This window comes from Archaeoglobus neptunius (assembly GCF_016757965.1).
Lineage (GTDB): Archaea > Halobacteriota > Archaeoglobi > Archaeoglobales > Archaeoglobaceae > Archaeoglobus > Archaeoglobus neptunius.
Map to the genome: position 1 here is coordinate 148,037 of NZ_JAEKIW010000004.1, position 22,678 is coordinate 170,714.

The 22,678-nt window shown below is 44.0% G+C and carries 30 protein-coding genes and 1 pseudogene; 19 read left to right on the top strand and 12 right to left on the bottom strand.

Annotation, left to right across the window (positions count from 1 at the left end; translation table 11 throughout):
• The first annotated feature begins 10 nt into the window (after window positions 1-10).
• From JFQ59_RS04230 to JFQ59_RS04240, 3 genes are read left to right on the top strand one after another with little or no spacing between them, the layout of a single operon-like run.
• A complete protein-coding gene (locus JFQ59_RS04230; RefSeq protein ID WP_202319163.1) occupies window positions 11-943 on the top strand; it encodes a MetQ/NlpA family ABC transporter substrate-binding protein in 933 nt (310 codons plus the stop codon).
• Entirely contained in the window at window positions 940-1,674 is a 735-nt protein-coding gene (locus tag JFQ59_RS04235) for an ABC transporter ATP-binding protein (protein WP_202319164.1), read from the top strand. The genes JFQ59_RS04230 and JFQ59_RS04235 overlap by 4 nt, the downstream gene beginning before the upstream one ends.
• Window positions 1,635-2,375, top strand: coding sequence for an ABC transporter permease (locus JFQ59_RS04240; protein WP_202319165.1), 741 nt, complete (start codon window positions 1,635-1,637; stop codon window positions 2,373-2,375). The genes JFQ59_RS04235 and JFQ59_RS04240 overlap by 40 nt, the downstream gene beginning before the upstream one ends.
• Here JFQ59_RS04240 and JFQ59_RS04245 read toward each other — a convergent pair whose 3' ends face one another.
• A complete protein-coding gene (locus JFQ59_RS04245) occupies window positions 2,376-2,987 on the bottom strand; it encodes a hypothetical protein (RefSeq protein ID WP_202319166.1) in 612 nt (203 codons plus the stop codon).
• Window positions 2,977-4,560 carry a phosphoglycerate dehydrogenase gene (serA, locus tag JFQ59_RS04250; protein ID WP_202319167.1) on the bottom strand — a complete coding sequence of 528 codons (1,584 nt, stop codon included), beginning with the start codon at window positions 4,558-4,560 and terminating at the stop codon, window positions 2,977-2,979. The genes JFQ59_RS04245 and serA overlap by 11 nt, the downstream gene beginning before the upstream one ends.
• Window positions 4,561-4,633: 73 nt before the next feature.
• Here serA and JFQ59_RS04255 point away from each other — a divergent pair, with 73 nt between their 5' ends.
• The 4 genes from JFQ59_RS04255 to JFQ59_RS04270 all read left to right on the top strand — a co-directional run bounded on the left by JFQ59_RS04255 (window position 4,634) and on the right by JFQ59_RS04270 (window position 7,331).
• Window positions 4,634-5,134 carry an NTPase gene (locus JFQ59_RS04255; RefSeq protein WP_202319168.1) on the top strand — a complete coding sequence of 167 codons (501 nt, stop codon included), beginning with the start codon at window positions 4,634-4,636 and terminating at the stop codon, window positions 5,132-5,134.
• Window positions 5,131-6,165 carry a tRNA (guanine(10)-N(2))-dimethyltransferase gene (locus tag JFQ59_RS04260; protein ID WP_202319169.1) on the top strand — a complete coding sequence of 345 codons (1,035 nt, stop codon included), beginning with the start codon at window positions 5,131-5,133 and terminating at the stop codon, window positions 6,163-6,165. The genes JFQ59_RS04255 and JFQ59_RS04260 overlap by 4 nt, the downstream gene beginning before the upstream one ends.
• A gap of 157 nt (window positions 6,166-6,322) precedes the next feature.
• A complete protein-coding gene (locus tag JFQ59_RS04265) occupies window positions 6,323-6,649 on the top strand; it encodes a hypothetical protein (protein WP_230972280.1) in 327 nt (108 codons plus the stop codon).
• 190 nt (window positions 6,650-6,839) lie between these two features.
• The gene (locus JFQ59_RS04270; RefSeq protein ID WP_202319171.1) at window positions 6,840-7,331 is read left to right on the top strand and encodes a putative iron-sulfur cluster-binding metallochaperone; all 492 of its coding nucleotides are present in this window, start codon (window positions 6,840-6,842) and stop codon (window positions 7,329-7,331) included.
• A gap of 253 nt (window positions 7,332-7,584) precedes the next feature.
• Here JFQ59_RS04270 and JFQ59_RS04275 read toward each other — a convergent pair whose 3' ends face one another.
• The gene (locus tag JFQ59_RS04275; protein ID WP_202319172.1) at window positions 7,585-9,408 is read right to left on the bottom strand and encodes a beta-propeller domain-containing protein; all 1,824 of its coding nucleotides are present in this window, start codon (window positions 9,406-9,408) and stop codon (window positions 7,585-7,587) included.
• A gap of 101 nt (window positions 9,409-9,509) precedes the next feature.
• On the opposite strand from JFQ59_RS04275, the gene JFQ59_RS04280 reads away from it, so the two are divergent.
• The 4 genes from JFQ59_RS04280 to JFQ59_RS04295 are packed head-to-tail and all read left to right on the top strand — an operon-like array spanning window position 9,510 to window position 12,031.
• On the top strand, window positions 9,510-9,779 hold the full coding sequence (locus tag JFQ59_RS04280) for an acylphosphatase (protein WP_202319173.1): 270 nt from the start codon (window positions 9,510-9,512) through the stop codon (window positions 9,777-9,779).
• The gene (hisF, locus tag JFQ59_RS04285; RefSeq protein ID WP_202319174.1) at window positions 9,780-10,595 is read left to right on the top strand and encodes an imidazole glycerol phosphate synthase subunit HisF; all 816 of its coding nucleotides are present in this window, start codon (window positions 9,780-9,782) and stop codon (window positions 10,593-10,595) included. It abuts the gene before it with no gap.
• A gap of 6 nt (window positions 10,596-10,601) precedes the next feature.
• Window positions 10,602-10,886 (top strand): MazG nucleotide pyrophosphohydrolase domain-containing protein, encoded by a 285-nt coding sequence (locus JFQ59_RS04290; RefSeq protein ID WP_202319175.1) that lies wholly within the window; start codon window positions 10,602-10,604, stop codon window positions 10,884-10,886.
• The gene (locus JFQ59_RS04295) at window positions 10,883-12,031 is read left to right on the top strand and encodes a nicotinate phosphoribosyltransferase (RefSeq protein WP_202319176.1); all 1,149 of its coding nucleotides are present in this window, start codon (window positions 10,883-10,885) and stop codon (window positions 12,029-12,031) included. The genes JFQ59_RS04290 and JFQ59_RS04295 overlap by 4 nt, the downstream gene beginning before the upstream one ends.
• Here the strand turns inward: JFQ59_RS04295 and JFQ59_RS04300 are convergent.
• Window positions 12,021-12,557 (bottom strand): NUDIX hydrolase, encoded by a 537-nt coding sequence (locus JFQ59_RS04300; RefSeq protein ID WP_202319177.1) that lies wholly within the window; start codon window positions 12,555-12,557, stop codon window positions 12,021-12,023. The two genes, JFQ59_RS04295 and JFQ59_RS04300, sit on opposite strands and share 11 nt — an antisense overlap.
• 155 nt (window positions 12,558-12,712) lie before the next feature.
• Window positions 12,713-13,832: pseudogene (locus JFQ59_RS04305) on the bottom strand (UDP-glucose dehydrogenase family protein); the annotation flags it as partial.
• A 66-nt stretch (window positions 13,833-13,898) separates the two neighbouring features.
• Here JFQ59_RS04305 and JFQ59_RS04310 point away from each other — a divergent pair.
• From JFQ59_RS04310 to JFQ59_RS04320, 3 genes are all read left to right on the top strand, one after another.
• The gene (locus tag JFQ59_RS04310) at window positions 13,899-14,078 is read left to right on the top strand and encodes a lysylphosphatidylglycerol synthase domain-containing protein (protein ID WP_230972282.1); all 180 of its coding nucleotides are present in this window, start codon (window positions 13,899-13,901) and stop codon (window positions 14,076-14,078) included.
• Window positions 14,079-14,168: 90 nt separating this feature from the next.
• Window positions 14,169-14,378: a hypothetical protein gene (locus tag JFQ59_RS04315; RefSeq protein ID WP_202319179.1), complete on the top strand. Its 210-nt coding sequence runs from the start codon at window positions 14,169-14,171 to the stop codon at window positions 14,376-14,378.
• Window positions 14,375-14,701 (top strand): PIN domain-containing protein, encoded by a 327-nt coding sequence (locus JFQ59_RS04320; protein WP_202319180.1) that lies wholly within the window; start codon window positions 14,375-14,377, stop codon window positions 14,699-14,701. Before JFQ59_RS04315 ends, JFQ59_RS04320 begins: the two co-directional genes overlap by 4 nt.
• Before the next feature lie 221 nt (window positions 14,702-14,922).
• On the opposite strand, the gene JFQ59_RS04325 is transcribed toward JFQ59_RS04320, so the two are convergent.
• Window positions 14,923-15,294, bottom strand: a complete 372-nt coding sequence (locus tag JFQ59_RS04325) for a type II toxin-antitoxin system VapC family toxin (RefSeq protein ID WP_330999840.1) — start codon at window positions 15,292-15,294, stop codon at window positions 14,923-14,925.
• Window positions 15,287-15,496, bottom strand: coding sequence for a hypothetical protein (locus JFQ59_RS04330; RefSeq protein ID WP_202319182.1), 210 nt, complete (start codon window positions 15,494-15,496; stop codon window positions 15,287-15,289). The genes JFQ59_RS04325 and JFQ59_RS04330 overlap by 8 nt, the downstream gene beginning before the upstream one ends.
• A 295-nt stretch (window positions 15,497-15,791) precedes the next feature.
• Here JFQ59_RS04330 and JFQ59_RS04335 point away from each other — a divergent pair, with 295 nt between their 5' ends.
• From JFQ59_RS04335 to JFQ59_RS04345, 3 genes are all read left to right on the top strand, one after another.
• On the top strand, window positions 15,792-15,992 hold the full coding sequence (locus tag JFQ59_RS04335) for a hypothetical protein (protein ID WP_202319183.1): 201 nt from the start codon (window positions 15,792-15,794) through the stop codon (window positions 15,990-15,992).
• Window positions 15,993-16,158: 166 nt separating this feature from the next.
• Window positions 16,159-16,452 (top strand): hypothetical protein, encoded by a 294-nt coding sequence (locus JFQ59_RS04340; RefSeq protein WP_202319184.1) that lies wholly within the window; start codon window positions 16,159-16,161, stop codon window positions 16,450-16,452.
• Window positions 16,436-16,852: a PIN domain-containing protein gene (locus JFQ59_RS04345; RefSeq protein ID WP_202319185.1), complete on the top strand. Its 417-nt coding sequence runs from the start codon at window positions 16,436-16,438 to the stop codon at window positions 16,850-16,852. The genes JFQ59_RS04340 and JFQ59_RS04345 overlap by 17 nt, the downstream gene beginning before the upstream one ends.
• 404 nt (window positions 16,853-17,256) lie before the next feature.
• Here JFQ59_RS04345 and JFQ59_RS04350 read toward each other — a convergent pair whose 3' ends face one another.
• The 4 genes from JFQ59_RS04350 to JFQ59_RS04365 all read right to left on the bottom strand — a co-directional run bounded on the left by JFQ59_RS04350 (window position 17,257) and on the right by JFQ59_RS04365 (window position 18,828).
• Window positions 17,257-17,517 carry a toxin-antitoxin system TumE family protein gene (locus JFQ59_RS04350; RefSeq protein WP_202319186.1) on the bottom strand — a complete coding sequence of 87 codons (261 nt, stop codon included), beginning with the start codon at window positions 17,515-17,517 and terminating at the stop codon, window positions 17,257-17,259.
• Window positions 17,518-17,612: 95 nt separating this feature from the next.
• On the bottom strand, window positions 17,613-17,894 hold the full coding sequence (locus JFQ59_RS04355; protein WP_202319187.1) for a hypothetical protein: 282 nt from the start codon (window positions 17,892-17,894) through the stop codon (window positions 17,613-17,615).
• A gap of 287 nt (window positions 17,895-18,181) precedes the next feature.
• Window positions 18,182-18,604 carry a type II toxin-antitoxin system VapC family toxin gene (locus JFQ59_RS04360; RefSeq protein ID WP_202319188.1) on the bottom strand — a complete coding sequence of 141 codons (423 nt, stop codon included), beginning with the start codon at window positions 18,602-18,604 and terminating at the stop codon, window positions 18,182-18,184.
• Window positions 18,601-18,828: an AbrB/MazE/SpoVT family DNA-binding domain-containing protein gene (locus JFQ59_RS04365; RefSeq protein WP_202319189.1), complete on the bottom strand. Its 228-nt coding sequence runs from the start codon at window positions 18,826-18,828 to the stop codon at window positions 18,601-18,603. Before JFQ59_RS04365 ends, JFQ59_RS04360 begins: the two co-directional genes overlap by 4 nt.
• Window positions 18,829-19,022: 194 nt before the next feature.
• Here JFQ59_RS04365 and cyoE point away from each other — a divergent pair, with 194 nt between their 5' ends.
• Both cyoE and serS read left to right on the top strand, forming a co-directional pair.
• Window positions 19,023-19,868 (top strand): heme o synthase, encoded by an 846-nt coding sequence (gene cyoE, locus JFQ59_RS04370; RefSeq protein ID WP_202319190.1) that lies wholly within the window; start codon window positions 19,023-19,025, stop codon window positions 19,866-19,868.
• Window positions 19,869-19,888: 20 nt separating this feature from the next.
• A complete protein-coding gene (serS, locus tag JFQ59_RS04375; protein WP_407928330.1) occupies window positions 19,889-21,253 on the top strand; it encodes a serine--tRNA ligase in 1,365 nt (454 codons plus the stop codon).
• Here the strand turns inward: serS and JFQ59_RS04380 are convergent.
• Window positions 21,242-22,330 carry a M24 family metallopeptidase gene (locus JFQ59_RS04380; RefSeq protein ID WP_202319192.1) on the bottom strand — a complete coding sequence of 363 codons (1,089 nt, stop codon included), beginning with the start codon at window positions 22,328-22,330 and terminating at the stop codon, window positions 21,242-21,244. The two genes, serS and JFQ59_RS04380, sit on opposite strands and share 12 nt — an antisense overlap.
• Between the last annotated feature and the right edge of the window lie 348 nt (window positions 22,331-22,678).

Genomic DNA, 22,678 nt, shown 5'->3' on the forward strand with positions numbered 1-22,678 from the left:
TGCATAATGTATGAAACGCCTGCTCTTGGTGGGTGCCGTTACTGCTGTAATACTTGCAGCAGTGCTGTCTGGATGTTCAGGTGAAAACAGAGAAGCTACAAAAATTAGAGTGGGGATACTTCCAATTGAGGACTCTCTACCACTTGTTGTTGCTCGAGACGAGGGTATATTTGAAAAGTACGGCCTGAATGTTGAGATAATATCGTTCAACAGTGCCCTTGAGAGAGATGCAGCGCTGATGGCCGGTGAGGTGGATGCTGTTGTTACAGACCCTCTTGCGGTCATACTCCTCAATGACAGGGGATATGACGTCAGAATCGTTACCATCTGCCTTGGAGAGAAACCTGATGAGGGGGTATTTGCAGTTCTTGCCGCACCCAACTCAAAAATCAATTCGGTTGATGATCTGGAAGGAAAGAAAGTGGCAATTTCAAGCAACACCATAATTGAGTACGTAACGGACATAATGCTCTCAGGCATTAATTACACAAAGGTCGAGATCAAGCAAATACCTGTCAGGATGAGAACTCTGCTTGATGGTAAGGTGGACGCTGCAACTCTCCCGGAGCCGCTGGCGAGCTACGCAGTAAGTCAGGGTGCAAAGCTTGTGATTGCCGATTCAATGATGAATGAGAGCGTTACTCAGACGGTGATAGCCTTCAGAGGTGACTTCATAGATAAGAATAAGGATGAGGTGAAAAAATTCCTCGACGCTTATGCTGAGGCCGTTAAGACCATTAACGGAAACAAGGACAGATACAGGGACAAGTTCATTCAGATAGCAAGAGTTCCGAAAGAAATATCTGAAAACTACCCTATGCCGGATTATCCGATGCCTGGGAAATTCCCGAAAAGTTTCTATGAAAGATACCTGGTGTGGGCATTGAAAAAGGGACTCATAAGAAAGGAAGTGCCCTATGATAAAGCGGTTGAACAGATATGATCGCAGCAAGAAACCTGACAAAGGACTACGGCGAAATCCGGGCGATAGAGAATGTCTCGTTTGATGTTGGAAGGGGTGAGAGCTGTGCAATCATAGGACCGTCAGGTTGCGGAAAGTCAACTCTTCTTCTGATTCTGTCAGGTCTGCTGAAACCAACTTCCGGAGAGGTTCTGGTTGATGGAAAGAAGGTAGATGCACCACTTTTGAATGCGGCTTTAATTCTTCAGGACTACGGGTTGTTTCCATGGAAGACAGTTTATGAAAACGTTGCTCTTGGCTTGAGGCTTAGAAAAGTTGGGAGAAGGGATGAGAAGAAAACCGTTCATAGATTGCTTTCTAAATTTGGTCTGAAAGGGTTTGAGGAACTGTATCCAAAACAGCTTAGTGGAGGGATGAAGCAGAGGGTTGCAATTGCAAGAGCACTGGCTGTTGAACCCGAAATTCTGCTGATGGACGAACCCCTCTCATCTTTAGATGCTCTGGCAAGGGAAAAAATGCAAAATTTTCTGCTCGAACTGTGGAGGGAAACAAACTGCACCCTGATCCTTGTAACTCACAGCATCGAGGAGGCTGTATTTCTGGGGAGAAAGATCATAGTGCTGACCCCAAGACCCGGAAAGGTTAGGGCTGTGGTGGACAACCCAGATGCCGGAAGTGAGGATTACAGACAAAGTGAGGTGTATTTTGAGAAATGCAAGGAAGTGAGAGGTATAATAGATCGGGGTATCTGATCAGCTTTCTGACAATCGTAATCTTCTGGAAGGTTCTGGCCATCCTGTTAGGCAATCCGGCCATCCCCTCTCCGGAGAGGGTACTCTCAGCAATATACGCTTCAAGGGAAGAATTGGCTGTAAATGCAGTGATCAGTCTTTTGAGGGTAACATATTCGATTCTTCTCTCGTTCAGTATTGCCTTTCCGCTCGGCATTCTAAGCCGGGAGAATGGTGTAGATAAAATCATCTCACCCTTCATCTACCTCCTCTATCCCATCCCGCATATTGTTCTTCTTCCGCTGTATATCCTTCTTTTTGGTATCGGAGATCTGGCGAGGGTGGCCTTAATTGCGACAATTCTTTTCTTCCAGATAGTTGTGACTACGAGAGATGCCGCAAGGCAGGTAAGCGAGTATTACGTGTATTCAATTCGGTCGCTCGGTGCATCAAAATTTGACATTTACCGTCACGTCATCATTCCTGCGACCATGCCAAAAATTATCACTGCGTTAAGAATCAGCGTTGGTACGGCAATCGCCGTTCTGTTCTTTGCCGAGAGTTTTGCCACAAACAGTGGACTGGGTTACCTGATTATGGACTCGTGGAGCAGGGCGGATTATGGTAAAATGTACGCAGCAATTGTTTCTATGGCCCTTCTGGGATTTCTACTCTATATGCTTCTTGAGGCTGTTGAGAGAAGGGTTTGCAGATGGATATGATCAGAATGCCGCAAGAATCAGATTAAGGGTCACATGCCCGGTCATGAGTCCCAGAACATCTCTCGTCCTGTAGTACACAGAGGAGAGGATGATACCGGAAAGAAGCATAAAGGAAAGAACTGAAGCAGGCTGAAATCCGGAATTCAGAAGGTACAGGGATTCAGGAATGTGGACAACAAACCAGAGAGAAGTTCCCGATAGTATGGATAGAGCAGCATTTCCGCTTAAAATCATTCCAACTCTGAAAACATAAAAATCAACGGCCATCACGTTTAGCGAGACGAGCAGAATGGACTTTGCCAGCTCAATCCCCTCTCCTCTTGGTCCGAGGGCGTCTCCGAAGAGAAATACCAAAACCGGTGCAACAGCAAGATATGCCAGAATCCCTGTTATGAGTTGCTTTTTACCCGTATAAATTCTGGATCTCCCTGATTGGAGCATGAGGATGAATGGCAGCACAAAGAAAGAGAGAAAGAAACTCAGTGCGTGGACAGGATAATCGGCAGTGTAGCTCACCCAGAAATCGGGAGATAGGGCAAATCTGATGGCAGAGTACGCTAGAGGGCTAATCAGAAGCAGAAATACTCGTGAAATGAAAAATTTAGAGTTCAACGTAGGTGGCGTCGATAATTCCGTCAAGCTTGATCATTTCCTGGAGAACTTCCTCTGTGGGCGGATCATCGACGAGCAGGAGCATCAGTTGTATTCCTCCGGGTTCATCTCCACTCCTTCCAACTATCATTCCGGCTATGTTTATGTTGTTCCTGCCAAACAGTGTTCCAACCCTTCCAATCACGCCGGGCCTGTCTTCGTGGAGGGATATGACGTAGTGTCCCTTGGGTATGAAGTTTACGTTGTAGACGTCAATTTTAAGAATTCTGTATTCCTTACCAAAGCACGTTCCGGCAAGATACATTTCTTTTCCGTTACTCTCCACAGAAACCTCGATGAGACTCTCATAGTGCTCCGAACTTTCAACTTTACTCTCCTCAACTGTTATTCCTCTTTCGACGGCTACAGGCTTGGCAGAGACGAGGTTTATTTCGTTACCCAGTATGGGTTCAAATATTCCCTTCAGCAATGCCCTCGTGACGAATTCTGTGTTCTTCATTGCCAGCTTTCCGCTGCATGTAACTTTGACCTTTTTAATCGCCCCACCCAGTCTCACGCTGGCTATCTTGCCCATTTTTTCTGCGAGTGTTAGGAACGGCATCATGTATTCGAACTCCGCTGGCTCAATCGACGGCAGATTGACAGCATTCCTTACCGGCAGTCCCCTGTACATGTTAACAACATCTTCTGCAATTATCATTCCCACATTAAGCTGAGCCTCCCTGGTTGATGCAGCTATGTGTGGAGTTGTAACGATGTTTTCCATTTTCAGGAGAGGACTCTCTGGATCTGGGGGTTCCTTTTCGTAAACATCTAATGCAGCAGCAGAAACTTTCCCATCTTTCAGCGCTTCATAAAGTGCAGCCTCATCGACAATTCCACCTCTGGCAGCATTTACGACTATAACGCCATCTTTCATTTTGTCAAACTGCTCCTTTCCTAACAGTCCGATGGTCTCTTTTGTTCTCGGGACATGGACTGTAATGATATCAGAGATGCTGAGGAGTGATTCCAGATCCATGAGCTTAACTCCAATCTGCTCGGCTCTCTCCTTTGAAACATACGGATCAAATGCGACCACGTTCATTTCAAGTGCTTTGCAGCGCTTTGCAACTTCAAATCCAACTCTGCCAAGTCCGATTACACCAACGGTCTTTCCTCTCAGCTCAACACCCATAAACTTCTTTCTCTCCCATTTTCCCTCCTTGACACTTCTGTCAGCCTGAGGAATTTTTCTTGCCGCTGCAAGTATTAGGGCGATTGCATGTTCGGCAGTGGAAATTGTGTTTCCTCCGGGAGCATTTACAACAACAATGCCGTACTGTGTGGCAGTGGAAATATCAATGTTGTCAACACCAACACCTGCCCTTCCTATTATTTTCAACTTTTTTGCGGCATCTATCACTTCTGCGTCCACCTTTGTCTGACTTCTCACAATCAGAGCTTCGTAATCTCCAATTGCTTCTAGGAGCTCGTCTCTGCTCATTCCCACCCTTACATCTACCTGCAAACCGTTCTCTCTCATGTATTCTATTGCTTCATCACTGATCGGCTCTGCGACAAGAACTTTCATACCTTCACCGCTCTCTGTGTGGACTAAAAACGTTTACGATAATACTTTTTATCTCGGCTTTGTAATCAACTCTGTGAGGATAGCTGTGACAGGAAGACCGGGTGTTGGGAAGACGACATTATGCCTGAAAGTTTATGAGGCCCTGAAGGATAACACAAACATTTCTGGTTTTATAACAAGAGAAGTTAGGGATGGCGGCAGGAGAATCGGCTTCAGGCTCTGCAATCTCAGTACCGGAGAGGAGGTCTGGCTGGCCAGAGTTGGTGAAGGTAAGGTCAGGGTGGGGAAGTATGCCGTTTTTCTCAATAATTTTGAAAAATTTCTTGATGGCATTGATGTGGGGGACATCACTATAATCGACGAAGTGGGACCAATGGAGCTGAAAAGCAGGAGGTTTGTTGAGTTTGTTGAGAACATCATGGGCAGGGATGGGTTGTTGTTTACAGTTCATTACAGATCGAAGCACTGGTTGATTGAAAAGATAAGAAAGCAGTTTAGTCTGTACATACTTGATGAGTTTAACAGGGATAAGATTACCGAAGAAGTGATAAAAGCGCTGGAGGAAACCGGATGATCACCGAGGGAAAGGCGACAGTTGAAACTGATGGGGTTTTCTACAATCCGCGTATGAAATTCTGCAGAGATTTGGATATGCTGATTTTTACACGGATGGACAGCAGAGGGTATCTGGATGCTCTGGCCGCAAGTGGAATCAGAGGAATAAGAGCATCTCTGGAGGCCTCAAAAGATCCGATCTTCAACGATAAAGACCCCACTGCGGTTGAAACAATAAAGAAAAATTTGAAGCTGAACGGTCTTGAGGCGGAAGTCATCAACAGGGATGCTGCAGTACTGATGAGGGAAAGGAGCTTTGAGCATATCGACATCGATCCTTTCGGGTCTCCGGCACCGTTTACAGACTCAGCATGCTTCTCGGTCAGAAAATACCTGAGCATTACCGCAACAGATACAGCAGCACTCTGCGGCAGTGCCACAAACTCCGGGCTTAAGAAGTATTCATCATACGCAGTCAAAACAGACACGTATCATGAAACCGGACTCAGAATGCTGATCGGATTTGTGGTTAGGGAAGGTGCGAAGTACGAAAAAGCCCTAACTCCCCTTGTCTCCTGGGCAAGGGAGCACTACTACAGAGTTCATTTCAGGGTGAGAAAATCCACATCACTTTCCTCCCGAATTTATGAAAAAATGGGTTATCTGGGTTTCTGTCCTAAATGTCTGAGGAAGAGAATTCTTGGGATGGGAGAGGGTGTGGAGAGATGTGATTGCGGGGGCAAATTTGTGCAGATCGGCCCTCTGTGGTTGGGTGAGATAAAGGACGATGAGTTTGTGGAAAAGATTTGGAGAGATTCAGATGGAAAGCTGAGGGAATTTGTGAGTAAACTGAAAGAGGAGACAGACACACCCACCACCTACAATCTTCAGCAAATTGCAAGCAGAGCAACAAAAGAGGTCCCACCAACCTCAAAGGTGGTGGAAAAGCTCATTGAAATCGGATATAGAGCATCGAAAACCCATTACTGCGGGTACTGTATAAGAACTGACGCCGATGTTGACGTGATTTACAGGCTGATAAGAAATTAAAAATGGTCGTTTCACTTCGCCCAAATTTGGTATCGCAAACTTCACGTGTCCCCACGACGTTATATGAAATTCCAAACTCCGCTATGCTAGGAAAAATTAACGAGTGATAAAATGAATTCAAAGTCAGTGTGGAAAATAAATGCTCCTGTGGTTCTTTGTGGTAGTGGTAATTGTGTCCGTCAGAGGTGATTGGGGCGTTGTTACATTTGCAGTCACGTATGGCATTGGTTTTGGTGGAATTGCATACAGGTACAGGAGAAAAGTCAAAATGTTTTTCCAGAGAAGAGGACTTGACAACTACTGTGGCCTTCTCTTACTGGCAATCATCGTTACGATTACTGAAGAAACGATCACCTTCACCGGAAAAAATGATGGTGAAACGAAGTATCTGGTCGGAGTTATATTGCCGTTTATTTTAACAATTCCTGTAGCCGTAGTTTTGTTCATTGTGCTTTCTGTATTCAACATATCCGTTAGCCCGTAACCGCTCCAGCAACTAAAGATGGAATTTTAATTGGAGCTTCATCGCTTTGCTCTTTCCTCGTTTCATATATTCAGGCGCGGCCACTCACTCAAATGCCACCGCCAAACTTATATCTCATCAATTACTTAACATAGCCGGAGCACTTCGCATACGTGCCGTAATGCACCATTGTGCACAGGAGGTGAAAGACATGAATCAACGCAATCACTCCTGCTGCGATGTCCCTGCAGGTGTGCATTTCTCTATTTGCAGAGAGTGTGGTAACAGAGGGAAACCTGTCAAGGAGATAACTTTGAAAAATATCGTCAAAGAAGCAAGACTTAAGGCTGTTAATGGTCTAGACGGGTTTTATTTTTGTGAAACTTCTACCTGCAAAGTTGTTTATTTCAATAATGAAAAAAATACCTATCTGCGCAAGGAGGATGTCAAGGTTAGGGTGGGCATAAAGGAAACAGAAGACCCCATCCCGGTATGTTATTGTTTTGGTTGGACACAAGACAGGATTTTTAACCAGATTAAACAACTTGGCTACAGCACAGCCATTCAAGAGATCAGTGCCAAAGTAAAGATGGGAGAATGTGCTTGCGAGATAAAAAACCCGTCAGGAAGATGTTGCCTTGGAGAGGTGAGTAGGGTGGTCAGAAGAGGCATGAAACTCTATGGTAATAACAAAAAGAGGTGAGTCTTGAAGTTAGTTGGCCATTATCGCCGCTGTAAGACAGATATTGCTTAAGAAAAAGACCGGTGAGGAAATGAAGGTATCGTTTTTTGTCACCCTCTTCTGGTTATGGAACTGTATTTATACCAGTAAAAAAGAGTTCGTAGCAGTGCTGTTACCGTTTCATGGTTTTCTCGGCCGTTCAAGGTTGTTTGAAAGCAGAGGCACTCTTTTAAATGTAATCTCGCTCTCACCAAAACCTGACAGACTGCAAACCCTATTGTGGTAACTCGATTTCTCCCACCTTCTTCCAGCTATTCTCGTCGTACGAGACGATTTTATTGACGCCTATTATGTAGAGGTAGTCGTTGATGTATACCGCCCTTTTAGCACTCATTCCCACGGCCTTTATCAGCGTTATCCCACTGTCGTAGGAGAATACGTAGCCTCCGCTGGCAGCGGGTAGGAAGAAGATTTTATGTTTCTTATCAATCAGAAATGCATGGTGGGTATTCAGAATGTCACTCCAGTACTCCTTCAGTACGTATCTGTCCACTTCCTCCGGCTTTTCTGGATTTGTAACATCAAAAAGAGATATTTTCACGTTACCGTTTTCTCTACCAATACCGAGAACGAGTGTGTCCGAAATCGGGTGCAGGTAAGACGAAAATCCGGGCATCTTTAGTTCTCCGGCAATTTCTGGATTTTCCGGATCTGAGAGGTTGAGAACAAAGAAGGGGTCGGTCTGACGGAATGTAACTATATATCCCTTATCCCCCACAAATCTGACTGAATAAATCCTCTCATTGAGGCCGAAACCTTGAAGAGAGCCGACAACATTTAAATCTCTGTCAAGAATATAGAGATCATTTTCATTACCGGCAATTGTTGTTGCAACTCTCAGATATCCCTCATATTCGTCTAGAGAAAACTGATTCAGAAGCCATCCCGGTACAGCTCCCAGACCTTCTGGTTCTAGATGCAGTGAAAATCTTGCGATGTATGTTTTCTCAATTTCTCTCGCATGTTTTTTGTTGAATTCTGTCCATCTGTTCCAGTACTCTGTTTCCATTTTCATTCTATCATCCTTTCCGAGAGAAGACATCAGTTTTTCAATGATGACCGATATCTCAACACTTTTCGCTCTGCTGCTTATATCGTATCCCATTAATTTTTCGATCCTCTCTGTTACCCAGTCGGGAAAGATATCCCTGTTCTCCTTTACAAATCTGTACATGAGTTTCGCTGGATCGGTGTATGAGTTGTAGGTAACGTAAATGCCGTTCTTACTCATGTAAATCACCGTGTGGCTGGCCGAACCTACAAATGATACTGAATTCACGATTTTACCATTTTCCGCATCGATCGCAATTACTGTATATGTTGTATCTACCGAAACAGGAAGGGTTGGGTGGTATATCTCTCCACAGCCAATTTCAACAGCATTCCCGTCAATTCGAAGAGGTTTTATCGGGCATGGCAGGATCGGTTTTACACTGCTCCTGGTTACAACATAAACTTTCCCGTTCATAAGTCTGGCATCTACCAGACTGCCGTTTATTTCAGCTCTCCATAACTCTTTTATTTCTGTTTCTCCGATTTTGTAGGCGAAGATACCGTCGTTTGTCAGCACCATCAGGATGTTACTGTAAACGAGCAGGTTTCCACCTCCTTCTATCTTGCCAATTACGGACATGTTTTGCGGAGGGAGGGCAGAGAGTATGTCTGTCACACCTTTTGAGAGAGGTACTGTTTCAGGGATGTAGCGATAAGCATATCTGGATACAAATATTCTCCTCCCATCTGTTTTTACAATATCCGGTTCGTCAATTCCCGTAACCTGAACGTTTGTTCTGGAAAACCTGTCTGCCATAACCCTTGCATCTCCGATTGCCTTTTCCTGAACAATCGGCATTACCGCAGGTCTGTATGTCATTACTGCGGGGGGATAGACCTCACCGTAAATTGAAAAGTAATCGGCAAATTCGTCAGGGGATGAGAAGGGGATCAGCCCCTCTACATCGTTTGGCTTTGGCCAGAAGACTGTTACCGCAGCAATTAAAACCGCAAACCCCATAATCGCAATCAAACCCTTCTTCATACAGATGTTATGCGGGCAAAGAATATATACCGTTTCAATTCGTAATAAAATATATTTTAAAGAAATTTTAAATTTATATACCGAATCCCTTAGTCGGACTGATGATGGCAGTTGAGGTCTATGTCAGTGGCGTCGTTCAGGGGGTGGGATTCCGATACTTCACAAGGAAAGTTGCGAGAGAACTTGGAATAAGGGGATACGTTAGGAATCTTTCAGATGGTAGGGTTTACATTTATGCCGTGGGAGACGAACTTATGATTGATAAATTCCTCTCCGCCATCAACAGAGGCCCTCCAATGGCGATAGTTAGAAATGTGGAGGTCAGGAAAGCTGGTATGGAGAGATGCGATGGGTTTGAGGTGAGGTATTGAATGCTGGCAAAGAGAATTATTCCCTGCCTCGATGTAACCCTTGATGAGAAGGGGGCAAGGGTTGTTAAAGGCGTGGAATTCGTAAATTTGAGAGACGCCGGAGATCCGGTTGAGCTTGCAAAAAGATATGATGTGGAAGGTGCGGATGAACTGGTCTTTTTGGACATTACAGCTTCACCAGATGGAAGGAGAACAATGATCGATGTAATCGAAAGAACTGCAGAGCAGGTTTTTATCCCGTTCACAGTTGGTGGAGGAATAAAGAGCATTGAGGATATCAACAGCATTCTTTCTGCCGGTGCAGATAAAGTTTCAGTAAATACCGCAGCAGTAAAGAACCCCGAATTTGTAAGAGAAGCTGCAGAAGTATTCGGGAGTCAGTGTATAGTTGTTGCAATTGATTGCAGGAGAAATTTTGAGCTTGAAAGGGGAAAATACATTGTAGAGCTTGAGGACGGCAGTAAAGCCTGGTACGAGGTCGTGATTTACGGAGGAAGGAAGCCTGTCGGTATAGATGCTGTGTGGTGGGCCAAAAAAGTAGAGGAGCTCGGAGCGGGCGAAATTCTGCTGACGTCCATGAACAGAGATGGCACCAAGGAAGGTTTTGACATCCCTATAACAAGGAAAATAAGTGAGGAGGTGGGAATACCTGTTATAGCGTCAGGTGGTGCAGGAACGCTGGAGCACTTTTACGAAGGATTTGTTGAAGGCAAGGCTGATGCGGGACTGGCAGCGAGTATATTCCATTACGGTGAGATCTCAATATCCGAGATTAAGGAGTACCTTGCGGAAAGAGGAGTGCCGGTGAGGATGTGAGAAGATATGAAAATTTCCGAGTTTCAGAAAATGATTTCTGAAATTTACATTAAACGGGACAGGGAAAGGGGAGTGGATAAGACCATGCTGTGGGTTGTTGAAGAGGTAGGAGAGCTTGCAGAGGCTGTGAGAAAAGGCGGTAATGTTGGTGAGGAAATAGCCGACGTAATGGCGTGGCTCGTAAGTCTTGCGAACCTTCTGGATATTGATGTTGAGAGGGAAGTTTTTAAAAAGTATCCCGGATACTGCATTCGCTGCGGTAAAAAACCCTGTGAGTGTGATACACTATGATGTTCAGAATGGTCGACGAGGAGGATATAAAAAAGGGCAATGTAACGGACAAGTATTTTATATGGACTGAGAAAGTCTTGAAGGCGAAAAACGTGAATCCCACGGTTGTGGCCGAGGTTACGACCTCTAACTGGGGGGTTTTTGCAGGACTTGAGGACGCCCTAAACCTTCTGGAGGGTCTGCCAATAGATGTTTACGCCATGCCGGAGGGGAGCATATTCTTTCCACACGAACCTGTGATCACCATTGTGGGAAAATATCTTGACTTTGCAAGGTATGAGACTTCTCTGCTTGGATTCATATGCCACGCAAGTGCTGTGGCAACGCAGGCATTCAGGTTCAAGCTCGCAGCCGGGGATAGAGGGGTCTACTCCTTTGGTACAAGAAGGATGCATCCTGCACTGGCTCCGGCAATTGAAAGATCAGCCTACATCGGCGGTGTGGATGGTGTCAGCAACTTTTCAGCGGAAAAGTATCTTGGGATACCCAGCATGGGAACAATGCCACATGCGATGATCATCTGCTTTGGCGATCAGGTTGCCGCCTGGAGGAGCTTTGACGAGGTTGTGGATCCGGAAGTTCCGAGAACCATGCTGGTGGATACATATTTCGATGAGAAGACTGAGGCTGTACTGGCTGTGGAGAATGTTAAAAACGTCAGCGCTGTACGCCTCGACACTCCCTCATCAAGAAGAGGAAGGTTCAGAAAAATCGTTGAGGAGGTCAGGTGGGAGCTGGATATAAGGGGAAGAAAGGATGTCAAAATCTTTGTGAGCGGAGGTCTAAGCTTATCTGATATTCTTGAACTCAAAGACATCGTGGATGCCTTCGGGGTTGGTACTGCAATAAGCGGTGCTGGCCCCATAGATTTCGCTCTCGACATAGTTGAGAGGGAAGGGAAGTTTGTGGCCAAGAGGGGGAAGAGAGGTGGAATGAAGCAGATCTACAGGGATTGGGAAACTCTGGAGGATGAGATCAGGCTGTTCAGAGAAGAACCACCGGAGAAAGGTGAACCCATGCTTAAGAAGGTCATTGAGGGTGGTAAAATCATTGCCGAAACGGACATGGAGGAGGCGAGAAAACTCGTTCTAAGGCAGATGGACGTAATCAGGAAACTCGGGCGGGAACACGAGTTCATCGGCTAAAGAAATTGTCTATCGAACCATATTTATTTACAATTCTAAGATAGAGGTCGTCAAGGACTCTGCTTGAGGCACCCCATACCAGATGGCCTGCACACTCAAAATTTGGTCCCCAGTCCGTAACCCGGCGGGATTTCAGAACCTTTCTCAGCTCATCAACGAGCACTCTGCTTACCTCTCTACCATCCGGTACGAAATCGAGTGTGTTTATCATCCCGACCACCGGACAGATCCGTATTCTGTACTCCATTACCTCTCTTGGTCTCAGAAAACCGAGAACACTTACGCTATCGGGATTTATTCCAAGCTCCTCCTCAAATTCCCTTAATGCAGCCTCGACCTCGCTTTCGCCATCCTCAATCATCCCTCCGGGAAAAGCAACATGTCCGGCACTTCTGTTCAACCCCTTTGATCTTTTTATCATAACTATTTTCGGGCAAATCTCGTCAAATAGGGGAACCAGCACAGCAGCCTTACTTTTTTTATTTATGTAGTGATCAAGCAGCGGGATTAGTTTTTGGCTCAACACAGGGTGAGTAGGTTGGGGATGTATTTAAAAATTTCAGTTCAAATGGATTTTGCCCACATTTCTCGGATCGTGACGTAATTTTCCTTGACTCGCTGATCCTTTGAGCTTACCCGACTGCTCTGAACTGAACACTTTCTACCAACACACTCCTTCATAACAATTAACACCGCATCCGAATTTTCTACAACATAATCTCCAGAGCTGGCGTACTCGATCTCCGGAAATAGTTGTTTGAAGTTTTTCATGGCTTTTGGGTCGTACGCAACGACTTTTGCACCTTCTTCAAGCAGCACTTTAATGATAGGTATTGCTCTACTCTCTCACATCATCGGTATCTGGCTTGAAAGCTAAACCAAGAATGCCAATCGTCTTACCTTTCAGATCCGGAACGTGGTTTCTTAACATCTCTAATAACTTCAGGGGTTGCTCCTCATTTACTTCTATCACTGCTTTAAGCAACTTTGGGTTCTCTCCAATTTCTTCAGCCTTCTTAATTAAAGCTTTAACGTCTTTCGGAAAGCAACTTCCTCCAAAGCCTATTCCAGCTCTGAAAAACGATGGATTAATGCGATGATCTAATCCAGCTCCCTTGAAAACTTCGTACACGTCAATCTCAAGTTTTTTACATATATTGCCTATTTCGTTAGCAAATGATATCTTTGTTGCCAAAAATGCATTTGAGGCGTATTTTATCATCTCAGCGGTTTTGATATCGGTAATTAGTTTTGGACACTTAAACGATTTATACAAAGCTTCTAGTAGTTCCTTTGTTTTCTCATTCTTTACTCCAATTACAATTCTATCCGGATTAAAGAAATCGTGAACAGCGTTTCCTTCTCTGAGAAACTCAGGATTCATTGCAAGCCCAAAATCCTTAAAAGCTTCTTTTCCAGATTCCTTTTCAATAGTCGGTTTCACGACTTCTTCTGTTGTTCCAGGTACAACCGTGCTTTTGACAGCTACAACATGGTCTTTTGCAGCATCTTTCACAAACTTCAGATTGACTGATCCGTCATCTTTTGAGGGCGTTCCAACACAGATGAACGAGATATCTGTTTCAGCTATGAACTCGTATTCATGCGTGGCCCTAAAGTTTCCAGCATTCCTTTCCATTAAATCTCCTAAACCTCTCTCAAATATTGGGGGTGTGGCAGAATTGATACTTTCTACTATTTTTTCGTCAAGGTCCACAAAAATAACTTCGTTGCCCAATTCAGCTAGCCCCATACCTGTTATCAGTCCAACGTAGCCTGAACCGATGATGGAGATTTTCATACAAAAATTGCTGAAATTATCAACTTTACATAGATTTTGTGCACATAATATCAGATTCTGATTGTTATGGGTTTGAGCATGATCCCGGGCGGGATAGGGGTGGCTGAAGCTTCGATGACCGGTTTGCTGCAGTATTTTGGCTTAGCAGCGGAGGTAGCTGTCGCATCTACCCTGATAATCAGGTTCGGAACGCTCTGGTTTGGTGTGTTTTTGGGGTGGGCGGTTTTTGCCTGCAGAACACGTTAGGTGGCATTGGAATGGGTCAACGGCAGGAGGTTGAAAGAAGCTACAAGAAACATCAAAAAACCTTTATAAAATCTCAGCCGAATCTAAAGTATGGGAAAGATCATCCAGATAGAGGTTCCGGATGAAATTAATGAGGAGAAGTTGAAGATCGCAATATCACAGGCAATATCAGGGGAAAAAATGACAGTAGAGGAGGTTAGAAGACTTCTTGGGATAACTTCAGAGGAACTAACAGAGGAGCTTGAAGAAGTAAATGTAGCAGAACTCAGAGAAAAGGAGAAGAAAAGGCTGATAGGTTGATAATCGATACAGATATAGTTATTGTAAGGGTGAAAATCAAAGAAGAAATAAGTGAAGATATAACTGCTGTAACATTGGTTGAATATCCAAAGATAATCTACTACAAAAAATTTTATGGTAAAATATTATTTCCAGACATTTCTGACTTCCTCTTAGCCCACAAGCTTCAGAACGAACTTATGAAAGTCGGAAAGCCTAAAGCCTTTGCCGATTTGGTAATAGCCTCGATCCGCATAAACAGGAAAGAGGAGCTTATCACGAAGGACAGGGATTTTCTGGACATAGCTGAAGTTTCAGACTTGAAGGTTAGGGTGGTTGAGTAGTAGGATGTTTGGTTCTGAAGGCAAAGTTGAGAGGCTTTGCCTGTTGGGGAGGATGAAGACATTAAGCTTACGATAAGGGATGCGGAGGGTGTTAAGGAAGTTAAGTGGGGCCTACCTCCACCATTCTTCGGAGAGCAACGTAAGGCCAAAACCGCGGGGGTTCCAGATCAACAACGTTGTTGTTGGGAATCTCAGCGATTAACTTTTTATCAGGTCAAATTCTACCAGACGACTTCCACAATTCCGGATTCTCTAATCTCTCTGTCCTTCGTTATTAGCTTGGCGTTTAACAATTTTGCTGTAGCTACAATAACCCTGTCGTGAATTTCCTTTATCTTTATTTCCGGTAAAAGCTTAAAAACCTGGAAGTTAAAAGATACTGGAACGAAATTACTACTAAGCTCCATTTTACTAATTAGCTCATTAAGATTTAGTTTGATTTTTCCAGTTTCTGCGAGATAAAGACACTCAGCCAGTACAATAGTCGGGACAAATATGATTGCTTCTCCTTTTTCAGCAGAGGTGAAAATCCTATCAATAGCTGGCGGCAATTTGTCTGCAAGATACCATATGAACGGATGAGCATCAGTCACGTAAAACACGCGTACCACCGAACACAGATTTTTTTGCGGATTCTATATACTTTTCTAACTCTTCATCTGAGACAAGAATATCACATATTCCCCTTAATGAAACAGGTTTCTTCTCTGCAAGTAAGTCTGATCTAAATGTTATTAACATCTTTATACTTTGAATTTCTTTTTCTATCTTTTCCAGTTTCTCCTCAACAACCATATATCACTTTCAAAATCCAAACTTTTTAAATTTATGCAGTTGACTGACAACTGATAACACATAAAATCGTAAACTATCTCCTCAACCTCGACAAAAAGAGGGCAGCATAATCAAATCCTTCTTCCCCCTCCAGGAAAGAATCGAATTCCTGAACCGGTTCAAAGAATCCAACGAGAAGCTGTGCAGGGAGTACTTCGGCACGGAAAATCAGTTTGTCCTATCCAAGGAAGAGATAGAGTTCTACAGAGAGTAGGACAAGATTCCGAGAGAAGTAATAGAAAAAGCCGTAGAGGAAATGTACAGAAAGGTTTTGGAGTTCATGAGGAAAAGCGGAATAATGGCTAAAGAAAAGATTTTCCCCAAGGTGAAAGTGAACTACTTAGCTAATAACCTCGACTTCTTCAGGATAGATGTTGTGAACGCAAACCTGTTAAACGGCAAACTCACGATCGGTGGGCTGGCTTTGCCTGCTAAAAGGGTGAGAGCATCAAACTGACCATTAGGGATGCCGAGGGTGTTAAGGAAGTGCAGTGGGGCTTGCCATCACCATTCTTCGGAGAGCAACGTAAGGCCAAAACCGCGGGGGTTCCAGATCAACAACGTTGTTGTTGGGGGATAAGCCGATTGAGGTGTACGTTAACGGCAGAAAAATGGCTGAGATTGTGATTGAAGGCAGAACTACAATAGAGAAAAAATATAAGTCTTTAAAACAGATTCTGAACATGGCTGAGTTAAAAATTAAAATTCCCGAAGACCTAAAAAGAAAAATGGAAAAATTTGAAGTAGATTGGTCGCCGGCAATAAGAAAGATGATTGAAAAGGAAATACAGAATTTAACAGAGATTGAAAAGATCGTGTCCAAGAGTAAGATGACCGAAGAGGATGCTTTGGAACTTGGCGAGAAAATCAGCAGGTCAATTGCGGAGAGGTTCAGGAAACATGTTGATGGTGGTTGACGCTAACGTTGTGTTTGCATCTCTCATAGCCAGAGGAGGGACTTTCAGGATTTTTGCTATTAACAGAATCTTGGGTAAATTCCGTTTTGTAGCTCCTGAGTACCTGTTCATAGAAATCCGCGAGCATTTTGATGAAATAATAGAGAAGACTAAACTATCTCGGGAAGAATTGAACGTTATCGTGAATTTCTTGGAAAGCCAGATCGATGTAATCCCGTTTGAGGAATTTGAAGATAAGTACGATGACGCTAAGAGCATCTCACCTGACGTAGACGATGTTCCCTATCTTGCCTTAGCTTTAAAATTGAACTGTCCGGTATGGTCTAACGATAAAAAGTTGAGAAGGCAAAACGTTGTTAAGGTATATACAACGCGAGAGGTAATACAGATGTTAAAGTAAAAATTTTAAGAGTGCTGAAAACTCATGAAACTCCTGAACTGCTTAAAGAATCCAACGAAAAGCTGTTCAGGGAGAGCATCAAACTTACGATAGGAGACGCCGAAGGTGCGAAAGAAGTGCAGCGGGGTTACCCGCCTTCACCTCACTTTGGAGTGCAACGCAAGGATAATCTAAAGCTAAGAATGCAAGATTTCAGGTTAACAATGTTATTGTGGGGATAGCCCGATTGAAATTTATCTTGGAAACAGGAAAATTGCTGAAATTGTAATTTGAAGGTATAGGCTCGAATACTGCACTTTAACCGTTGGGAAAATTAGCCACGACCAATGAATTAAGAACGGTTCAGAAAAGAGAACGTACAAGCTGGCTGAGAAAATTGTTACGTATTTGATTTTTTCATCCTCCTACTTGTTATCAATCAATTTCTCTTTCACAAAAGTTAAAAACTCCTTTACAGCTTCTTCTGGCTTTTCACTTATGTAACTCTCTACGACGTTTCCCTCACTGCCATTGTGAAAGTGCTTTGGAAAAGTCTCCACGTATTTCCATTTAGCGTGAGGTATATTGTCGTGCCTGAAGACTTTGCCATCGATATGCCTTCTTTCCCAGTGATACGCATAACGGCTCAGTCTTTCAGAAATCCATACATCAACGAAACTTACCATCAGTAATGAAAATTCTCAGCTTGTGCGTGATCTCTGTAAATTCAACAATATCTGGAAACTCTTTTTCCGCCACTTCAGCAAGCCTTCTAAGCCTTTCAATCACCGAGCTCCCTCAATGCGGTTTTTATTTTCTCAATCTGCGATTCTAAATAATCGAGCCTGAAGAAATCATCCAAAGTGTTTTCTTCATCAAGCTTTCCGGATTTGTATAATTCTTCAAACTCCTTCGCCGATTTTACACCATATTTTCTACATATTTCGAGTATTTCTGCATTGTACTCCTTCATTTTCTTTTTTAGATAGGTTCTCAAACTCTCCTTCTCAAGTGTTTTCATATCGATTCCAAGAATCCCGGAAACTTCGGAAAATATGCCCATTGAATTGGTATTGGTTTTTTGCTTAAAGATTTTTGTGGTTACAAAAGAGGGTGTAGTAAAAGGTTAGCCTTACTGCTACGAGGATGAGGACATCAGGCTGACCGTGAGGGATGCGGAAGATGTAAGGAAGTGCAGTGGAGGTTACCTTCGCCATTCTTCGGAGAGCAACGCAAAGCGAAGAATGCGAGGTTCCAGATCAACAACGTTTTAGAAAATTCAAGAACCATCAAAAACCTTTTCCAAATTCAGACTGCGACACCTTCTCAGGAAAAACCGAGAAATCAAATCTACTGCAGATCTTCAATCTCACCGTCCATCCATATTCGTTTTATCCACTTCACTTTATCAAAATCTGAATCTTCGGATACAATGTGTCTTATCCCAGCCCTTTTCATGCTTGCGGCATGTATTGCATCCGATGGCTTCAGGTTGTATTTAGCCATGATTTCTTTCATGAGCCCGTATTCTTCACCATCCAGCCGAATAATGTTTACAAGATTCATTATCCTATCCAGAAATTCAAATATTTCCTCAAGCTCTATTCCGTACTTCCTGTTCAAAATCCAGACAACTTCGTCAATCACAACGATGTTGGTTAGAAGATTGTGGTTTTCCAGCTTCTTTAAGAGGCTTACACAGTAATCGAAGGTCTCATCACTCTCAGAGTATTTTAGGTAAATTATATAGTTCGCATCTATGAAAACTTTCAAAACTCATCCTCCAAGCTGAATTTATAAACGTCCCTCGCAATTTTCTTTCTGTTCTCTTTGAGCCATCTCACAAGCTCGTCTACGTCAGACCTTTCAATCACAATTTTTCCATTTCTCTCATCGATAAGCAGGAGATTACCGGGCTCGATGCCAAGTCTCTCCCGTATAACTTTGGGTATCACAATCTGCCCCTTTGGCCCGACTCTAACTTTTAGGCTAACCATTGGTATAACTCTGTACAACAAGAAATATAACTCTTTCTACAGGCTACCTTTAGATATGTAGCCCATCCATAACCGGTTTCACATTGATTTCAGCATCATGGTCTGCTTGTGCCAATCTTCATTCCACACGACTAACTTGCTTCTACATGCAGAAATCAGAGAAAAACTTTTTTATCTGCCACCCAAGTTTGAATGTGCCAAAAGCTAAAGCGCTGATCGAGATAACAAAGCCAAAGCAAACTTTGTTATTAATGGTTACCTTTATTGTGTCCTATCTCGTGGGATCGGGCGTTATTGACTTCAGGTTTGCTGAGGCCTTTTTTTCAATGTACCTCGCAATTTCCGGAACCACGGCCATTAACATGTGGCTGGATAGGGATATAGACGCTCTCATGCTGAGAACAAAGAATAGGCCCTTACCGTCCGGCTCATTAAGCACAGTCGAGTGTGCAGTATATGGTTCCTTTCTTTTTGCTTTGGGTTTTGCAATAGGGCTGAAGGTCAGTCTGGAATTTGCGTTTATAGTGTTTATGGGGCTGTTTTTCGATATAGTTATCTACACCGTCCTGCTGAAAAGAAAGAGTCCGTATTCAATAGTACTTGGAGGTTTCGCTGGAGCGATGCCGGCACTTGGAGGATGGGTTGCTGTGCAGGGCTTCACCCTTCCGGGATTCATTATCGCTGCGATAGTACTGCTCTGGATTCCATCCCACATCTGGTACATTTCGATGCACTATGAGGATGATTACAGAACTGCCAATATACCGATGTACCCGCTTGTGGTCGGGATGGAGAAGGCATCGTGGGCCATAGTCGGTGCAACTGCTGTCATGCTCCTTTTAGCATCCAGCCTCTACATACTCTTACCATTGAGCATTTTTTATCTTCTGCTATCTGTCTCAGCGGTATCGTTTTTCCTTTATAAGGCAGTAAAATTTGCCCTCTCACCTGACAGATTCAAGGCAAAGAAGATGTACAAGCTGGCGAGCATGACGCTCGGTCTGGTTTACATCTCGCTACTTCTAGGCGTATTTTTATAAACACGGAGGTTCTTTTTCTTTTGATGTGGAGCATTCTCAAAGCACTGCGTGAAAATCCCGACATTCTTTACGAATCGCAGAAACGGAGGGGTCTGAGCACTGAAATAATAGATACTGCCATAAAACTTGACAGAATGTGGAGAGATAAGCTGAAGCAGGTTAATCAGCTCAGAAAGAAGAGAAATGAGCTGGCAAGAAAGGTTAAGGGGGCAAAAGGTGAGGAGAGAAACAGGATAATTGAGGAGGCAAAAAAAGTTAGCGATGAGGTAAAGAAGGCGGACGAGGAATTAAGGAGGATTGAAAGAGAGCTTGAAGAAGTTTTGCTTTCGATTCCAAACATAATTCATGAAACAGTTCCTGCCGGAAAGGACGATACGGAGAACGTTCCGGTAAAATACTGGGGTAGAGCAAAGGTGTACTTTGAGGACGTTGACAGCTTTGTTGAGATGACATCCGGGATGGCAGAGTATGAAGCCACAGACGTCAAACCGATTGGTCATGCGGATGCAGTGGAAATATTCGGCTGGGCGGATCTTGAAAGGGCTGCAAAGGTAGCTGGATCAAGGTTCTACTACCTTCTTAACGACCTTGTGTGGGTGGACTTTGCCCTCACCATGTATGCTCTGGATTACCTGAAAAAATCCGGGTTCACAATTGTAACCCCACCATACATGATGAGGAGAGAGGCGTACAGTGGTGTGACTGCCTTCAGCGATTTTGAGGAAGTCATATACAAGGTTGCGGACGAAGACCTCTATCTGATAGCTACAAGCGAGCACCCAATTGCTGCGATGCACATGAACGAGGTGATTCCGGAGGATGAACTGCCTTTAATCTATGCAGGGGTTTCGCCGTGCTTCAGAAAAGAGGCCGGGGCGCATGGAAAGGATACAAAGGGGATTTTCAGGGTTCATCAGTTCAACAAGGTGGAGCAGTTCGTCTTTTGTCATCCTGAGGAAAGCTGGGAATGGCACGAGAAGCTGCTCGAGAATGTTGAAAGGCTCTGGCAGGGACTGGGAATTCCTTACAGGATCGTTAACATTTGTACCGGAGACCTGGGAATTGTGGCGGCAAAGAAATATGATCTGGAGGCATGGATGCCAGCGCAGGGGAAATACAGAGAGATGGTTTCGTGCAGCAACTGTACTGACTGGCAGAGCTACAGACTGAATGTGAGATTTGCTGAGGAAAAGGGGAAACCAAGTAAGGGATTCGTCCACACACTTAATTCCACGGCCATAGCCACAACCAGAACTATCACGGCCATAATCGAGAACTTCCAGCTTGAAGATGGCAGGGTTGAGATTCCGAAAGTGCTGAGAAGATATCTTGAGCCCATCGAGACTGCCCCGAAAAAGTACATTCTGCCAAAGTCACAGCTTTAAAAATTTTTCAAACGGTGTAAGGATTTCGCACTCTCCTCTTTTCACGACTATCGTGTCCTCCACTCTAACACCCCCAATGTTGCGGTAGTACAATCCCGGTTCGACCGTTACAACCATTCCCTTTTTCAGCGTAACGCTCACATCACCTATTCTCGGCTCTTCGTGAACTTCAAGTCCAATTCCGTGACCTGTAGTGTGAATGAACCCCTCACCACCGCCAGTTTTATATCCGTAGCTGTTAAGCACATCTTTCACCCTCTCGTGAACATCCTTTGCGTCAACACCATCCCTTATCATCCTTATTGCCTCCTCCTGGGCAATGACGACGGCTGAATACATGTCCTCAAGCTCTTTGTTTTCCCTGACGAAAATGGTTCTGGTGAAATCTGAGTAGTAGAGGTGTTCCATGCTTCTGGGGAAAACGTCAATAACGACATGGTCTTCAATCCTACCGCCACCGGTGTCGTGGGGATCTGCTGACCTTTTTCCGGATGAACAGATCGTGTTCTCCGCCAGGTATCCTGTGGAAAACAGCTTGATCTCAACAGTCCTTCTCAGATCATCACATGTTTCGAAGTTGAAGTTTTCAACCACCTGTCTGAATACATTCAAAATGGCCCTGCTCACGTCTCGAATTTTCTCAATCTCCGAGGAGCTTTTAACCTTTCTGAGCCTGGTGAAGGGGTTTCGTATTACCTCGACTTCAAAGTGCTTCATCATTTCAAACGATATGAAGGTAGGCGTTTCTTCGGGAATCAGGAGCTTTCTGCACCTTCCCTCTTTCAGCACATTGACGACCACTTCCAGATAGGCCTTTCTAGGATCGCCAAACTCCTTAACCCTCTCAGCGTATCCTAAGTCTCCCAGAGATACGATTTCCTTTACCCTGCTCTCTCTTTCAGCTCGTCTTTTCTCCATTTCCGGGACTATGAGGATATCGGAACCATCTATACCGGCTATGTACGTTAGCGCATCATAGGTTTTGAATTTTGTTGCATAGTAGAAATTGGCATTGCTGCTTGATCCGTACATGATCAGGAAGTCTGCTCCCCGATCTTTCAGAACTTCTGCAATCATCTGCTCTTCTTAATCTGGGCAAACTAATAACGTTTTCCAAGGGTGTCGATCGTTCTTGATAATGTAGTATGAATGTGATATTTCAGTATTTCTGTATCTTTGCGAAATATAATAAAAAATTTGTAACCCGTACCCCAACAATTCATCGTTTAAATCCAAAATGTTCATAAACTCATTGCTAGCTCGATGATTAAACTGAGGTGATGCAAATGGTGGATGAAGCATACAACTACCAGCTCTTAATAAAGCACATTTTTGAGAGCGGTGTGAATTACGCCCCGAAGCAGGAAGTTGTTTACAGGGATCTGAAAAGATACACCTTCAGAGACATATACGAAAGGGTGCACA

Bases quoted from the DNA above. Each gene is read 5' to 3' on its own strand.
- JFQ59_RS04275 (WP_202319172.1), bottom strand. From the start codon at position 9,408: ATGAAGAAGGGTTTGATTGCGATTATGGGGTTTGCGGTTTTAATTGCT.
- JFQ59_RS04380 (WP_202319192.1), bottom strand. From the start codon at position 22,330: ATGATTGCAGAAGTTCTGAAAGATCGGGGAGCAGACTTCCTGATCATG.
- hisF (WP_202319174.1), top strand. From the start codon at position 9,780: ATGCTGGCAAAGAGAATTATTCCCTGCCTCGATGTAACCCTTGATGAG.
- JFQ59_RS04365 (WP_202319189.1), bottom strand. From the start codon at position 18,828: ATGGTTAGCCTAAAAGTTAGAGTCGGGCCAAAGGGGCAGATTGTGATA.
- JFQ59_RS04230 (WP_202319163.1), top strand. From the start codon at position 11: ATGAAACGCCTGCTCTTGGTGGGTGCCGTTACTGCTGTAATACTTGCA.
- JFQ59_RS04315 (WP_202319179.1), top strand. From the start codon at position 14,169: ATGGGAAAGATCATCCAGATAGAGGTTCCGGATGAAATTAATGAGGAG.
- JFQ59_RS04345 (WP_202319185.1), top strand. From the start codon at position 16,436: ATGTTGATGGTGGTTGACGCTAACGTTGTGTTTGCATCTCTCATAGCC.
- JFQ59_RS04240 (WP_202319165.1), top strand. From the start codon at position 1,635: ATGCAAGGAAGTGAGAGGTATAATAGATCGGGGTATCTGATCAGCTTT.
- JFQ59_RS04330 (WP_202319182.1), bottom strand. From the start codon at position 15,496: ATGGTTGTTGAGGAGAAACTGGAAAAGATAGAAAAAGAAATTCAAAGT.
- JFQ59_RS04295 (WP_202319176.1), top strand. From the start codon at position 10,883: ATGATGTTCAGAATGGTCGACGAGGAGGATATAAAAAAGGGCAATGTA.
- JFQ59_RS04280 (WP_202319173.1), top strand. From the start codon at position 9,510: ATGATGGCAGTTGAGGTCTATGTCAGTGGCGTCGTTCAGGGGGTGGGA.
- serA (WP_202319167.1), bottom strand. From the start codon at position 4,560: ATGAAAGTTCTTGTCGCAGAGCCGATCAGTGATGAAGCAATAGAATAC.
- JFQ59_RS04335 (WP_202319183.1), top strand. From the start codon at position 15,792: ATGTACAGAAAGGTTTTGGAGTTCATGAGGAAAAGCGGAATAATGGCT.
- JFQ59_RS04235 (WP_202319164.1), top strand. From the start codon at position 940: ATGATCGCAGCAAGAAACCTGACAAAGGACTACGGCGAAATCCGGGCG.
- JFQ59_RS04260 (WP_202319169.1), top strand. From the start codon at position 5,131: ATGATCACCGAGGGAAAGGCGACAGTTGAAACTGATGGGGTTTTCTAC.
- JFQ59_RS04310 (WP_230972282.1), top strand. From the start codon at position 13,899: ATGGGTTTGAGCATGATCCCGGGCGGGATAGGGGTGGCTGAAGCTTCG.
- JFQ59_RS04290 (WP_202319175.1), top strand. From the start codon at position 10,602: ATGAAAATTTCCGAGTTTCAGAAAATGATTTCTGAAATTTACATTAAA.
- JFQ59_RS04350 (WP_202319186.1), bottom strand. From the start codon at position 17,517: ATGGTAAGTTTCGTTGATGTATGGATTTCTGAAAGACTGAGCCGTTAT.
- JFQ59_RS04270 (WP_202319171.1), top strand. From the start codon at position 6,840: ATGAATCAACGCAATCACTCCTGCTGCGATGTCCCTGCAGGTGTGCAT.
- JFQ59_RS04355 (WP_202319187.1), bottom strand. From the start codon at position 17,894: ATGGGCATATTTTCCGAAGTTTCCGGGATTCTTGGAATCGATATGAAA.